Origin of the sequence: Serratia sp. CY76391 (genome assembly GCF_052166695.1) — a bacterium.
In the GTDB taxonomy this organism is placed as follows: Bacteria; Pseudomonadota; Gammaproteobacteria; order Enterobacterales; family Enterobacteriaceae; genus Serratia; species Serratia nematodiphila.
The window spans coordinates 49,347-63,594 of record NZ_JBJNOJ010000004.1; the positions used below are offsets into that span (position 1 = coordinate 49,347).

At 54.9% G+C, this 14,248-nt stretch carries 13 protein-coding genes and 2 tRNA genes; 12 read left to right on the forward strand and 3 right to left on the reverse strand.

The window, feature by feature from the left end:
• Positions 1-106 precede the first annotated feature (106 nt).
• Positions 107-1,081, forward strand: coding sequence for a GlxA family transcriptional regulator (locus ACJ8PN_RS08640; protein ID WP_004935441.1), 975 nt, complete (start codon positions 107-109; stop codon positions 1,079-1,081).
• Positions 1,082-1,159: 78 nt separating this feature from the next.
• Positions 1,160-2,170 carry a type I glyceraldehyde-3-phosphate dehydrogenase gene (gap, locus tag ACJ8PN_RS08645; protein WP_171454334.1) on the forward strand — a complete coding sequence of 337 codons (1,011 nt, stop codon included), beginning with the start codon at positions 1,160-1,162 and terminating at the stop codon, positions 2,168-2,170.
• Between the two features lie 54 nt (positions 2,171-2,224).
• Here gap and ACJ8PN_RS08650 read toward each other — a convergent pair.
• Together ACJ8PN_RS08650 and mtfA are read right to left on the reverse strand one after the other, a co-directional pair.
• Positions 2,225-2,300: transfer RNA gene (locus ACJ8PN_RS08650), tRNA-Asn, on the reverse strand.
• Positions 2,301-2,399: 99 nt separating this feature from the next.
• A complete protein-coding gene (gene mtfA, locus ACJ8PN_RS08655; protein ID WP_171454333.1) occupies positions 2,400-3,200 on the reverse strand; it encodes a DgsA anti-repressor MtfA in 801 nt (266 codons plus the stop codon).
• Between the two features lie 92 nt (positions 3,201-3,292).
• On the opposite strand from mtfA, the gene ACJ8PN_RS08660 reads away from it, so the two are divergent.
• The 5 genes from ACJ8PN_RS08660 to ACJ8PN_RS08680 all read left to right on the forward strand — a co-directional run bounded on the left by ACJ8PN_RS08660 (position 3,293) and on the right by ACJ8PN_RS08680 (position 7,800).
• Positions 3,293-3,382 (forward strand) — tRNA-Ser (locus ACJ8PN_RS08660).
• Positions 3,383-3,853: 471 nt separating this feature from the next.
• Complete coding sequence (locus ACJ8PN_RS08665; protein WP_351106359.1) at positions 3,854-5,341, forward strand: UbiD family decarboxylase; 1,488 nt, start codon at positions 3,854-3,856, stop codon at positions 5,339-5,341.
• Positions 5,331-5,801 (forward strand): MarR family winged helix-turn-helix transcriptional regulator, encoded by a 471-nt coding sequence (locus ACJ8PN_RS08670; protein WP_015378395.1) that lies wholly within the window; start codon positions 5,331-5,333, stop codon positions 5,799-5,801. Before ACJ8PN_RS08665 ends, ACJ8PN_RS08670 begins: the two co-directional genes overlap by 11 nt.
• 119 nt (positions 5,802-5,920) lie before the next feature.
• Positions 5,921-6,553 (forward strand): helix-turn-helix domain-containing protein, encoded by a 633-nt coding sequence (locus ACJ8PN_RS08675; protein ID WP_004935390.1) that lies wholly within the window; start codon positions 5,921-5,923, stop codon positions 6,551-6,553.
• Between the two features lie 284 nt (positions 6,554-6,837).
• Complete coding sequence (locus ACJ8PN_RS08680; RefSeq protein WP_171454331.1) at positions 6,838-7,800, forward strand: hypothetical protein; 963 nt, start codon at positions 6,838-6,840, stop codon at positions 7,798-7,800.
• A gap of 50 nt (positions 7,801-7,850) precedes the next feature.
• Here ACJ8PN_RS08680 and ACJ8PN_RS08685 read toward each other — a convergent pair whose 3' ends face one another.
• Positions 7,851-8,285, reverse strand: coding sequence for a DoxX family protein (locus ACJ8PN_RS08685; protein WP_076740686.1), 435 nt, complete (start codon positions 8,283-8,285; stop codon positions 7,851-7,853).
• A gap of 1,598 nt (positions 8,286-9,883) precedes the next feature.
• Between ACJ8PN_RS08685 and ACJ8PN_RS08690 the strand changes: the two genes are divergently transcribed.
• The 5 genes from ACJ8PN_RS08690 (at position 9,884) to ACJ8PN_RS08710 (ending at position 14,238) form a co-directional block, all read left to right on the forward strand.
• A complete protein-coding gene (locus ACJ8PN_RS08690) occupies positions 9,884-10,849 on the forward strand; it encodes an ImpA family type VI secretion system protein (RefSeq protein WP_171454330.1) in 966 nt (321 codons plus the stop codon).
• Between the two features lie 24 nt (positions 10,850-10,873).
• The gene (gene tssB / locus ACJ8PN_RS08695) at positions 10,874-11,431 is read left to right on the forward strand and encodes a type VI secretion system contractile sheath small subunit (protein WP_004935376.1); all 558 of its coding nucleotides are present in this window, start codon (positions 10,874-10,876) and stop codon (positions 11,429-11,431) included.
• The gene (gene tssC / locus ACJ8PN_RS08700; RefSeq protein ID WP_004935371.1) at positions 11,428-12,954 is read left to right on the forward strand and encodes a type VI secretion system contractile sheath large subunit; all 1,527 of its coding nucleotides are present in this window, start codon (positions 11,428-11,430) and stop codon (positions 12,952-12,954) included. Before tssB ends, tssC begins: the two co-directional genes overlap by 4 nt.
• 231 nt (positions 12,955-13,185) lie before the next feature.
• Complete coding sequence (locus ACJ8PN_RS08705; protein WP_004935369.1) at positions 13,186-13,710, forward strand: Hcp family type VI secretion system effector; 525 nt, start codon at positions 13,186-13,188, stop codon at positions 13,708-13,710.
• Positions 13,711-13,791: 81 nt separating this feature from the next.
• Positions 13,792-14,238, forward strand: a complete 447-nt coding sequence (locus ACJ8PN_RS08710; RefSeq protein WP_015378391.1) for a type VI secretion system baseplate subunit TssE — start codon at positions 13,792-13,794, stop codon at positions 14,236-14,238.
• Positions 14,239-14,248 lie beyond the last annotated feature (10 nt).

Below are 14,248 nucleotides of genomic sequence, written 5' to 3' on the forward strand. Positions count from 1 at the left end.
GTCGGTGATTATCGGCGGGCTTTTTTATACCCGCAGGGTGAACCGACGGGGCTTTTCTTATACAGTGGGCACCTGGCCTGTTTTGATTGTTATTTATATTATTGCCATGCACTCATTCCTGATTATCGTCCCTGAAGGGGGCATGCTGTTCGAAGCGGCGGGCATCGCCGATATCCTGATGCAGGCCAATCGCCTGAGCCCTGCCGAGACGCCGCTGTATCAGATCGCGGTCGCCACCACGCAATCTCACCGGGTGGTGCACGGCCTGTCCGGGCTGAGCCTGTTGGCCGATCATCGCCTGGCGGATCTCGATCCGGCCCTGCCGCGCGATACCGTGATCGTCGCCGGCAAGGGGGCGACCGAAGAAGAGGGTGCCCTGGTCGCCGATTGGCTGCGCCGCGCGGCGCCGCAGGCGCGCCGTATCGCTTCCGTTTGCGGTGGCGCACTGCTGCTGGCCGAAGCCGGGTTGCTGGACGGGCGGCGGGCGACCACCCACTGGCGGCTGGCGGAAACGCTGCAGGCGCGCTTCCCGCGGGTGCAGGTCGAAAACGGCCCAATCTACGTGCAGGACGGGCCGATCTGGACCTCCGGCGGCGTCAGCTCCGGCTTCGATCTGACGCTGGCGCTGGTGGAGGATGATTACGGCTTCGTGCAGGCGCGCGAAGTGGCCCAGGATCTGGTGATGTTTCTGCGTCGCCCCGGCGGGCAGGCGCAGTTCAGCCGCTACCCGCTCAACCAGGCCAAATCGCCGGGGCCGATCCGTGACCTGCAATCCTGGATCCTGGAAAACCTCGCTGACGATCTCAGCGTCGATCGGTTGGCCGAGCGCGTGGCGATGAGCCCGCGCAACTTTACCCGGGTGTTCACCCGCGAGACGGGCATTTCTCCCGCCAAATTCGTTGAAGAGGGGCGGTTGCATACCGCCAGGCAGCGCCTCGAACAGAGCGCGGAAGGTATCGAGCAGATTGCCCTGGCCACCGGCTTCGGCAACGGCCTTAACCTGCGGCGGGTGTTTGAGCGCAAACTGCAGCTGACCCCGAGCGAATACCGCGAACGCTTTCATGCGCGCAATTTGGCGTAAATTGATTGGTAAACGTCATTTACGCCGCTTCTGGTCGGCGCTAGATTTTAGGCAAAGTCCACAAATGAGGAGTGCACCATGGTGAGAGTAGGCATTAACGGCTTCGGCAGGATCGGGCGCAACGTGCTGCGCGCGGCGCTGGGGCGCAGCGATTTTGAAGTGGTGGCGATCAACGATCTGACCGACAGCAAGACGCTGGCGCACCTGCTGAAATACGACACGCTTTCCGGCACGCTGGCGGCCAGGGTGGAAGCCGGCGACAACCAGCTGCTGGTGGACGGCCGGCCGATTCAGGTGTTTTCGCAGCGCGATCCCGCCGAAATCCCCTGGAGCAGCGTGGGCGTGGACGTGGTGATCGAAGCGACGGGCTTCTTTACCGATAAAGCCAAGGCGGAAGTGCACATCACGCACGGCGGCGCCAAACGGGTGATTATCTCGGCGCCGGCCAAGAATGACGACATCACGCTGGTGATGGGGGTTAACGATCACCTCTACGATCCGGCGCTGCATAAGGTGGTCAGCAACGGCAGCTGCACCACCAACGGGCTGGCGCCCGCCGCGCAGGTATTGCATCAGGCGTTCGGCATCGAATACGGGTTGATGAATACCACGCATGCCTATACCAACAGCCAGGCGCTGCACGATCAGCCGGAAAAAGATCTGCGCGGCGCGCGGGCGGCGGCGGAATCGATCGTGCCTTACTCCAGCGGCGCGGCCAAGGCGCTCGGCAAGGTGATCCCCGAACTGGACGGCCGCCTGACCGGTTATTCGCTGCGGGTGCCGGTGCCGGTGGTTTCCATCGTCGATCTGACGGTGACGCTGAAACGCCCGGCGACGGTGGAGGAGATCAACGCCGCTTTCCGCGCGGCGGCGGCGTCCGGCCCGCTGAAAGGGATCCTGGGGTACAGCGACGAACCGCTGGTGTCGAGCGACTATCGGGGCGATGCGCGTTCGTCGATCATCGACGGCCTGTCCACGCTGGTGATCGGCGGCAACCTGGTGAAAGTGCTCGCCTGGTATGACAACGAGTGGGGCTTCTCCAACCGCTTGGTCGATCTGGCGCTGCTGATGGAAAAGCGCGGGCTGTAAACGCCCAACAGCAAAAAGCCCGCTTAAGTTTCCTTAAGCGGGCTTCTCTAAATATGGCTCCTCTGACTGGACTCGAACCAGTGACATACGGATTAACAGTCCGCCGTTCTACCGACTGAACTACAGAGGAATCGTGTGAACGGGGCGCATCATATCCAGCGGCTCCGGGTGTGTCAACGCTAAATTGCCCCAGGCGGTGCGACTGCTCGGTATCTGAGCAATGCGCCCGTCAATCAGCCCATTGCGCGTCGTTTTCCGCCTGGTCTCGCAGCAGGCGTGCCAGCGGATCCTGGCGGTAGAAGCGGCTAAAGTGCTGATACAGCGCCGGGAAGCGTTCGGCCAGCAGTTCGGGAGCGCTGAAGAAATACTCCGACAGCACGGCGAAGCACTCGGCCGCATCGGTGGCGGCGTAGGCATCCATGCTGGCGGCCTCTTCGCCGACCATGTCGATCTCGTCCTGCAGGCTTTCCATCGCGGCGTGCAGATCATGTTCCCAGGCGGCCACCTCGCGCAGCGGGATTGGCGGCACGCCGGTGGCGACGCCGCCGTTGCGCATATCCAGTTTGTGCACCGCTTCGTGGATCACCAGATTGAAACCGGAGAGGTCAAAAGAGTCCTGCACGTCTTGCCAGTTGAGCACGATCGGCCCCTGTTCCCAGCTTTGGCCCGACTGCACCACCGGCCCCGAGTGCACCAGACCGATCTCGTCCTGCCATTCGTCTTCCACCACGAACGGGGTGGGGTAGAGCAGAATTTCGTTGAAGCCGTCGAGGCATTCCGCGCCCAGCTCCAGCACCGGCAAGGCGAACAGCAGGGCGATGCGCGCCTGCATTTGCGAGGTGAGCTGCAGCCCCTGCAGCGGCACGATGCGCTTTTGCTGCAATATTTGCCCGGCGACGGCCACCAGCCGCTGCCGCTCCTGCTCATTCAGCGGCGAGAGCAGCGGGATCGCCAGCGCGTCCTGCCACTGGGCCTCGATGTCTGCCTGGGATTGAGAGGGTTGAGTCGCTTTCCACGGCCATTTAATCATCAGGTTGCTCGTAAACTCATCACTTGAACGTTCAGCGGTATGCTAATGCTGTAAAAATGCCGCAAAAGCGGGCATGATAGCAAGCGTTGTCAGGAGAGATGCCGGAGCGGCTGAACGGACCAGTCTCGAAAACTGGAGTAGGGGCAACTCTACCGGGGGTTCAAATCCCCCTCTCTCCGCCACTTTACCCCGCGTTATTCCCCCATTGAATCAAAATCCTTTTCTTTCGCTAATGCTTGTAAACCGTTGGATATGAAACCGGTTTGCGTTGGCCGAGATCCTTTCCCGCATTATAACTCGTGCAATATCAACGAATAGCATTTTGCGATTATGTTCTTCATTTTGTGAGCCACGTTGCGCTTGAACCCGGTGCGGCGCTTGCGGCAAGCCCAGTGCTATGCATGCCAATCACGCTGAACGTGTGAAACCGTCACGGCGATAATGCCTGCCGGCAGGGGCGTGCACGGCCTGAGTCCGCTATCCCTTAAAAAGTTTGCCAGACTGACAACATGCCCAACGCCTCCAGGATAGTGTGTATTTACACGCGATTTTTTGCGCACTAATATGTGTGCACATGCACATAAATGATCAGTCTCCTGCCCGAAACGAGGGCGACAGAAGAGGCTGACCGCCTGGAGACTGGAGGACTTGCCATGAGTTTGCACGATTGCGCACTGGATTTTCGTCACTTCATTGAGGAATTGCGTCGCCGAAACGATTTGGTCGACGTACATCAGGAAGTTTCCGCCGATCTGGAGATAGCGGCTGTCTGCCGCCGGGTCTATGAGCAACGGCTTTCGGCTCCGCTATTTCATCATGTGGCGGGCGCGATGCCGGGAGCCCGCATCCTCGGCGCGCCGGCCGGCATGCTCGCTTCTGCGGAACATGCCTATTCTCGCCTCGCCCTCCATTTTGGGCTGCCGCCGGAGAGCGCTCCGCGGGATATCGTGGCGGCGATTCGCCGGGCGGTGAAGGCGGAGCCGTTTGCGCCGGATTATTGTTCGACCGGCCCGGTGAAAGAGAATATTTGGCGTGGCGACGAGGTTGATCTGGAACGCTTCCCGGTACCGCTGTTGCATGAACGGGATGGCGGGCGCTATTTCGGCACCTACGGGTTCCATGTCGTGCAATCCCCGGACGGAAAGTGGCATAGCTGGGGAGTCGGCAGGCTCATGATGCTCGATCGCAATCGTCTCACCGGCCCGGCGATACCCACCCAACACATCGGCATGATCCGTGAAATGTGGCGCCGAGAAGGGAAACCTACGCCGTGGGCGATGGTGCTCGGGGCGCCGCCTGCCGCGGTGGCGGTCGCGGGGATGCCGTTGCCGGCCGGCGTCAGTGAGCCTGACTATGTCGGCGCGCTGCTCGGTAAAAGCGTCACGCTCACCCAAGCGGAAACCAACGATCTCTGGGTGCCGGCCAATGCGGAAATTGTGCTGGAAGGTGAAATCAGCCTGACGGAGACGGCGCTGGAGGGGCCGATGGGGGAGTATCACGGCTATCAACACCAGCAAGGCCATGAACAGCCGGTGTTTCATGTGCGTGCGGTGACGTTTCGCGATGACCCCATTTTGCCGATTTGCGTCGCCGGCACGCCGCCGGAAGAAAATCATACGATCTGGGGCACCATGATATCAGCTCAGCTGCTGGAAACCTTGCAGAGCGCGGCCTTGCCCGTTGACTTTGTCTGGTGTTCCTATGAGGCGGCGACCTGTTGGGCGGTGGTCTCCGTCGATATCGAAAAACTGGCCGGAATGAATACCACCGCGGCGGATTTTGCCGGCAAGGTGGCGGAGGTGGTCTTCGGCTCGCATGCGGGCTACCTGATCCCCAAACTGATCCTGGTCGGCAATGACATTGATATTGTCGATATCGATCAGGTGGTTTGGGCGTTGGCCACGCGCTCACATCCGGCGCGCGATCATTTTATCTTCCCGGACGTACGCGAGTTCCCGATGGTGCCGTACCTGACGGAAGAAGACAAGGCGCGCGGTAGCGGCGGCAAAGCCATCATCAACTGCCTGTTCCCCGAGCAGTTCAGCGGCGTAACACGTGCGGGTACCGCCTCTTTCAGGCACTCTTATCCGGAACCGGTCAGGGCAAAAGTCGAGGCTAATTGGAAACAGTATGGATTCTGAAAAAAAAGGCACGCAGAGCGGCAGACGGGGAATGGGATTGCCCAATGGTGCGCTTTACAGGATGACGGAGGTGGTGCGTCACCGCGAAAAACGGCTGTCTGCGTTACTCGCTTTGCAAGGACTCAGCCTCCATGAGTGGCGCGCGTTGCGCATTCTCTACAGTTTTCCAGGCGACGTGGCCATGAGCGAGGTGATAGCGCATTCGCAGACCGATCGCACCGCGCTAGGCCGTACGATCACCCAACTGGTTAATCGGGGGTGGGTCGCGCGTTTCCCCGATCCGGAAGATAAGCGCGCGGTATATCTGCGCGTCATGCCGGCGTCTCGTCCCATTTTTGACCAGGCGAGGCAATGGGTGGCGGATTATGACGCACAGCTGATGGCCTGTCTGGATGATGCCGGGCTCAGTGCCCTGGATGACGCACTGCAACGCATGATGCTGTTCATCGAGCCCGCGTAGTCCGTTCCGGCGAAAGCCAGCGCCGTATTTCCCGAGTGACCTCATCGCGGTGTTGTACTGTTGCCCGCGGGTAAGGTAATTTGCTGAGGGCATGATGACTGAGGCAGGGGCCAACGGACATGAACGAAAGAATCGACTACCACATCGAGAAATACCACTTCGCGCCGCTGGATGAAGCCCCGCGGCTCGCGCGCCAGTGGAGCGAGGTATTGAACGAGTGTCGCCAGACGCAGGCCGGGGCGGAACAGCGTCTGCGCATTGCGCTGCTCAACGTGGACTATGTGACCAGTTTCGAATTACCGTTTCGCTTATTGCTGGTGCGGGCGCCGCAGCTGATTGCCGGCCTGCGCGATGAGCTGTCGATCAGTCAAAAAAATGTGGTGTTCAACGGCAAGCGCTTTGGCTGCGTTTACAGCCTGAAAAGCGATTTAAGCGACGTGCCTGAGGCCTTCCAATACGGCCTGTCGACCCGTATTCACCGAACTTCGGCGTCGGGCGTGGACGCGCTGCCTTACCGGGAAATCGCCAAAGCACTCAAGGCGCCGCGTGAGCGGCTTAAGCTGGCGCTGGAGCAGGGGCTGCGCGTCACGGCACTGGACGGACTGTTCTGGTTCGGCATACAGCGCATTGCCGCAGAAGTACGCAGGCTAAGAAAAACCGGCATGACGATCGTAACGGCGGAAACGGAGATTTTCGACACCCTGACCGGCACGACACGCAAGGTTCCGGTTTACCGGCTGGCCGATCGTTAATGGCCGATGACTGGCGATTCATTATGCTGGTTTAAACCTGATTTCCGGTGGGGGACAGTCTGACCCCGCGGTGGCTTCCTCTTTTTCTACCCTCATTTCCTCGTCGCTAGATAAGAAAATAGGCGCGACTTCTTCTCAAACTCTCCTCATCGTTCGATCGGCTGCAGCACAACGCAAACGGCGGGCCGTCGTCGATGGCGGGTGTCACGATAGCGTCTCCGGTTGATGGCGCCGTTTGCTGTCCACCGTTGGCTTACAACGATGAAGATTTGAAGGAGAAGAGCATGTTGAAACGTTTTGCGTTGCTGTGCGGGTGCCTGTTCGGTGCTCATGCGCTGGCGGCCGGCCCCAACGCCAATATCAAGTATTACGGCTATGACTGGCTGGACTTTTATGAAACCGCCACGCCGTCTTTCAGCGCCACGGAGGCGCTCAAGGCGATTACCGGCACCGGCTTCAGTATGACCAATCTGAATGTGGTGCACACGTTGGCAAGTCTCAATCTGCCCGTTTGCGCTGGGGGGACTTGCGCCGTGAACATTCAGGCTGGATCGGGGGCGGTATCGGGCTCGCCGTTTATCGATATCTGCCCAGGGGCGGTCTCGAACAGCAGCTGCCAGGCCGCAGGTTCCTGGAATGCGATCTGGACGGTGGTGAAGAAGATCGCCGGAGCCAAATATAAGCCCGGCGCCATTTATTTTATCGATGAGCCGTTCGACGTTCCTGCCTTACAGACCGGGGGAAAATATGACGCTTACCAATACTCCAGCTATGTTTGCACCCTGCGACAGGCCATGCAGCAGTATGGGATCGCGATCCCCATTTACACCATTTTGTCCTACCGGCATGCCAACAACGCCGAATGGATCCGCGAAATGCAGCAGGGCGCGCCCGCGACCGCGTGTCCGACCAATGTAAAAAGCACGCCAGATTGGGTTGGGGTGGATAACTACAACTGGTCGGTGGCGGATATGTGGAGTACCTACAATCGCCTGGCGCCGATAAGCGCAGCCGGACAAAAGTGGGTGTTGGTACCGCCTTCGACGGCATCGTTAGGAATGAACGACCAGCAACTGCATGCGCAAATTCAACTGTATTGGGATTTCATTAATCAATATCCGACTGCGCCCGTGGTTTACATCATGAACTGGCGGTTTGATCGCGCGGTCACCGAGAATCGCGCGGCCTTCCCCGAATCGACCGCCTTATTGTCTTTCATGGCAAACACGCTGCTCACCCAACCTTAAGCGAGCAAAAAGGAGGTTCACATCAGGAACCTCCTTATGGATTGCACGGCTTACCGATAGGCTTCATTGCGCGCGATGGCATACTTCCCGCTGCCCAGCAGCAGGATGGCGAGTCCCCCCATAAAGAACACCAGCTCGTTTTCAATGCCCCAGGCGCCGACGTCGGTGACGGTGAAGACCTTGCCGGTGCCCACCATCAAAAACGCCACCACCAGCGTAAAGGCGTAAACCAGCGCGGCGGGGCGGGTGAACAGCCCCAAAATGATCAGTATCGGCGCCAGGATCTCCCCCACATACACGCCATAGGCGATGAAGGCGGGTAGCCCCTGTTCCTGCAACGCCCCGGCGATCCAGCCGACGCCGTGCTGAATCTTCGCCACGCCGTGAAACAGCATCAGCCCGCCGAAGGTTAGCCTGAGCGCCAATTTGCCGGCGTCTGGGTGGTCAAAAAAGCGAGTGAATACCGCATTGAGTGACTTAACCATGGCTTTTTCTCCTGAATAGGAATGATTTTCAATCAATATATCAGTCGGATGAATGCGAAAGCTGTTCTGGATCAGGAAAACGGCGGGCTTGACGTTAAATCGCCGGGCGAGGCCGGCGGTGCGGCCAGATTTTTAGGTGGAATGACCTGTGCGCACGGGCCGAACCGGGGATGAGAAAAGTCATCGGCAGAGGTGGCCCGCCTCTTTTCTGTATGTGTTGGCTACCCGATTTGCGTTTTCATCAAGGATTGTCAAAGGACAGGCAACGTAAAGATTCATAAGGTTTTTTTGCAGCAATGAAAAGGTGCGCGTTTTCGCTTTAATAACCCAATAGAGTTACCTTTATTTTTATTTTGAACCGCTAAATCATTAACGCTTTTTTTCGGCCTTTTTATTGGGAATTATCTTGCTTATTTTGCCTTGCGAAAGTTGATCCTGTGGGGCGTACGGCCAGTGGCGGGTTTTATTTTTATAGATTTTCTTATTTTTTGATGACAATTCAATGCCGAAGAGAATGAGGGAGATTGACTGAGGGGGTTATGAGGGGGGTGTAAATTCCCATGAACTATTTTTCCTGGCGTAAAAGTAATCGATTCAGCACTGTTTTAAGTTATTGAATTGTTTGTTTTATGTATATTGATTTGTTATTTTTTTATTAAAAAAATAATATTTTTTCTTGATATTGGGTTTGCCTTTGCTAGTATCAAATTAGTGGTCTTATCAGTTAGGGAAACATTTCTTGTATATGGAACAGATCGCTGGTCTTAACACGGTTCCTGTCGTTGCAGCGCTTACGTGGTTATTTTGCCGTTATAGTAAATGATATCTCTAATGCCACTTTAGTCTGTGAGACTCTTTACCGCAGTGGTGCTTTTGCCGCGGTAAGCCGTATGAGAACACACACGAAGGGGAATTGAATCTTAAATGATTCTGATCATTACCCTGAGTTAACTATAAAAGAATGATGCTTTATCCACCAGGCTGTTTGTGTACCAATAGGTATTCGGTGCACCACGGCGGAATGTTAATCTGTGCTTTAGCTTTAAAATTAATAATCAAAACTCTCGCCAAATTGTTTATTTTCACACCAGGTTTCGCATGTGTAAGTACTGAGTGCTGGAAATGAAAGTCACACTGCCATCGTCTTCTATTGATCATTGCGTGCTACCCGCTTGCAAGAAACGACTGGCTGTCATGGTTTTATGAAAAAATTTCACTATTTACTGTGGTTATCATTTGCTAATTAAATTATTTGTATCCAGTGGTATTACTGGAATTATCCTACCAAGGATGAAACGTTGTTTTTAGGGCAGTTTTTGATTTTTTTCCTATTCTTAGCTTGCATAATTATCGTTTGCAATTTATTGATTTTAAAAGAAAAAAATAAATATGTAAATGTAAAATAGTTTAAACCGATCACTGTGATTCTATTGATAGGCTCAATCTATTATTGTTGTTAATATTAATACATCTAAACAATTTGCGAGCTTGGTGACGACTAACTTACGCTAAAAGGACTCTGGGAAAGACTGGCGAACGTAAAAGCCCGCTTTATTAGGCTTTATGTTTCTAGTGCTGATTGAAAAGGATATCAGGCCATGAATGAAGTCATCTCAACGGAAGTGAATGGCGTCGAATTTGATCCACGATACAGTGAAATTGAATTCACGCTTTCGGAATATGACAGCCAAACCGATCCGCTTAATGCCGTAGACAATGCGCGTGATATCAATTGGCACGCCATTCGCGAGCAGTCTGCCGCGTTGCTGGAACAGTGCTTCGATTTACATGTCGTGCTGTGGTTTATGCGCGCCAATCTTCATATCGACGGTTTTTCGGCCTTCTACCAGGGCATTAAGGATATTGACGCCAAATATGCCGAGGAGGGCGCCACCATTTTCCCTCAGGCGGACATGGAACCCTCATCGGACAGCTTTCATGCGGCCGCATTAGGGTGGCTCGCCACATCGTCCTGTCTGCACGAAATCAAGAACAGCAAGATTTTTCCCGACACGCCGTTAACCACCGACGAGCTGCTGAATATGCGGCTTGACGAGCAGGAAGGCAAAAGCCTGCATTTTTCGGAGGTGGTAAAGGTGCTGGGGCAAGCCGACAGTTATTTTGCCGGCAGAAATCTGCCTTCGCTGAAAGAGCAATTGGCGCTGGAAATCGATGCGCTGGAGCGCGTCGAAAATTACGCCAATCTGCAGGCTGAAGATTATCGTTTGGACTGTCGGCAGGTGCGCGACTATTTGAAACAGTTCAGCCGCCAGCTGGCTTCACTGGAACAGCAGGAATTGCCGGCTGAACGGGATGACGCGGAGATTGACTTGCCGGATGCTGACGCGCCTGTCGCCATGCCCGGCAAATATATCCGTTCCCGGCAGGATGTCATCTTGCTGTTGGATCAGGTTTTGGACTATTTCCAAAACTATGAGCCCAGCCATCCGGCCCCCATTCTTATTCGACGTTCACAAAAAATGATCGGTATGGACTTCGCGACGATTGTTGAGGAGCTTTTGCCGGAATCTCTGGCCTCGTTAAATCAATTGTCCGGGAAGTAATTTTTATCACAAAGGAGTTTTCCAATGGCTAAGGACTCAAGCTCTCAGAAATTTATCGGTAAAAATAACGCGCCGCGCGTGCAAATTGAATATGACGTAGAGCTTTACGGTTCACAAAAGAAAGTGGAGTTGCCCTTTGTTACGGGGGTCATGTCCGATCTCTCTGGGCATCGGAAAAAGCCTTTGCTGCCGATCGAAGAGCGGAAATTCCTGACCTTTGATCAGGACAACTTCAACGATCGCATGCGCGCCATCAAGCCTCGTCTGCAATTTTACGTAGAGAACACCCTGAGCGAAGACGATGCGTTGCTGGACGTGGAATTGGAGTTTGAATCGATGGATGACTTCACGCCTGGCGCCATCGCCAAACGGGTTCCGCAGATGCAACGCCTGCTTGAAGCCCGGGAGCATCTCACGGAGCTGATCACCTATATGGATGGTAAATCCAGCGCGGAAGAGGTGGTGAAGAATCTGCTGGAGAAACCCGATTTTCTGCATCGTTTGGTGACGGATGCGCGTAAAACGGTCGCGGATGCGGAACAGGATGTGCAGGATCCCGGCAATAAAGGAGATGAGGAATGAGAGCGAGGCAACGACGCTATTCGGCTAAGCAGCAGGCTACGGCAGTCGCTGAAGTTGAAACGCAGGACACGGAAAATGAGCTTGACGGTTTGCTCAAGCGTTCATTCCGGCCCAGAACGAACGAGGCTTCGGAAGCGGTTCGTCGGGCTATCGGCACGCTGTCCGAATATGCCAACAAAGGCAAGGTCAAGGTCAGCCAGGATGTCGTATTGACCATTGAATCGTTGATTGCCCAGATCGACGAACAGCTTTCGCAACAGATGAACAATATCTTGCACCACAAGGAGTTCCAGAAGTTGGAGTCCGCCTGGCAAGGTCTGAGTTATCTGGTCGATAACACCAACGTCAGCGAAACGCTCAAGATCCGGGTGTTGAACATCAGTCAGGATGAGCTGACGCGCAATTTGCGCCGCTATCGGGGCTCCGCCTGGGATCAAAGCCCGGTGTTCAAACAGATTTACGAACAGGAATATGGTCAGTTCGGCGGCGAGCCGTTCGGTTGCATCATCGGCGATTTTGAATTCGATCACAGCCCGATGAGCGTCACGCTGCTGACCGAGTTGGCGAAAATTTCCGCGGCGTCGCACTGCCCGTTCATTTCCGCCGCGTCGCCGTCGCTGCTGCAGATGAGCAAGTGGAACGAACTGGGCAACCCGCGGGATATCGGCAAGATTTTCACCACGCCGGAATATGCGTCCTGGCGCCGCCTGCGCGAAAGCAACGACTCGCGTTACCTGGTGTTGACGATGCCGCGTTTCCTGTCGCGTTTGCCTTACGGGGCGAAAACCAACCCGATCGAAGAGTTCGCTTTCGAGGAGTCCGTCAGGCCGGATGTGGATGATGATTTTTCCTGGGCCAACTCGGCGTATGCGATGGGCGTCAACATCAACCGCGCGTTCCATGAGTACGGCTGGTGTTCGAAGATTCGCGGCATCGAATCCGGCGGCTCGGTGGAAGAACTGCCCGCCTACGCGTTTCCTTCCGATGAGGGCGGATATGAACTGACGTGCCCGACGGAAGTGGCCATTTCCGATCGGCGCGAGCAAGAGCTTTCCGACGCCGGGTTCTTGCCCCTGGTCTATCGCAAGCATTCCGATTTCGCCGCTTTTATCGGTTCTTGCACCATGCACGCGCCGGCGAAATACGAGGATCCCGACGCGACGGCCAACGCCAAGCTGTCTTCGCGCTTGCCTTATATTTTCGCCACGTGCCGATTCGCGCACTATTTGAAATGCATCGTGCGCGACAAAATCGGTTCTTTCCGTTCCAGAGACGATATGCAGCTGTGGCTGAATGACTGGCTGATGAACTACGTCGATGGCGATCCTTCCGTATCGACCGAGGCGACCAAGGCGCGTCGTCCATTAGCCGCCGCCGAGGTGCGCGTTGAGGATGTGGAAGACGATCCGGGTTATTACCGCGCGCATTTCTATTTGCGCCCGCATTACCAGTTGGAAGGCATGACCGTGTCCTTGCGACTTGTATCAAAACTTCCGTCAGCCAAAAAAGATGGGAGCAGATAAGTTACGGCTGGTCATTGGTTTGGATATTGCCGACGTTAATTATTAAATGGCGTTGGTGGGAATTGATATTTCATTGAAATTTAGTGGCGCTGTTTTTTACGCTATTGCTATTTATTAATGGCTAATGGGTTCTCATTGTCGCTATTTCAATGATCGCGTAGGCAATATAACGACTTATCTGAATAGACTTTTCAATTAACGAAGTAGACCTATCAGTCAAGGAGACAAAAAATGAGCACGAAAGCTTTAGTAGACTATTTTTTGAAAATTGAGGGTGTTGATGGTGAATCACCCGACCAAACCTACCCTGGCTGGATTCAGCTGCAAGCCTGGCAATGGGCGGAAGAAAACGCCGGCCGTTGGGGGTTCGGGAGCGGCGGCGGTTCAGGCAAAGTCGAGATGAAAGACTTTGAGTTTCGCATGGTGAGCAATAAGGCTTCGCCGAAACTGTTCCTGATGTGCGCCACCGGCGAGCATATTCCTCAGGCAAAACTTGTTTGCCGTAAATCAGGCCAGGGTCAGCAAGACTTCATTGCCGTGACCTTCAGCAACTGCCTGGTTTCCTCATTCAAGACCGTGGGTAATATGCCGCTGAATTCCACCATCGGTACTGAAATCGATACCGTGCTGCCAACCGACGTTATCAAGCTGAATTTCGCACGTATCGAAGTTGAGTACAAAGAGCAAAACAATGATGGCTCCATGGGTGCGGTAATTAAGACGGGGTATGACCTCAAGCTTAATGCCCGTATCTGATCATTGATGTCACAACACTAATTGCAGGCTGTCTGCCCGCAGCGATTGCGGGCAGACATAAGCCTTATCGCGAGGTGTTAAATGAAAGCGTCATTGCCCATGCTATTCGATAAGCTCAGCGTGAGACATCAAAGCGCCAGCGCCGATAATTGGCGGCGTGTTTTGGTACGTGATATCGAATTTTTACTGAATGACGCATCGCGCAGCGCTGATTTGAAACTTCATGATTATGCGCACAGCGAAAGTTCGGTATTGAATTATGGCCTGCCGTCGCTGAGCCAACGCATACCGATTAATACCGATCCGTTAACGCTGGCGAGACATATACAAAGAATCATTACTTCGTTTGAGCCGCGTCTGGATCCGAAAACGATTCGTGTGGTGCCTGTAGTGAATGAACGCCAATCGTATGTGCTGGCGATTTTATTCGATATTTATGGCACCTGCTCATTACCGGGTGACGAAATGTTGGTTAATTTGCGCATCGCTCTTGATTATTCCTGTGGCGCCGTACACGTATTTGATTAATAGGGGTGAC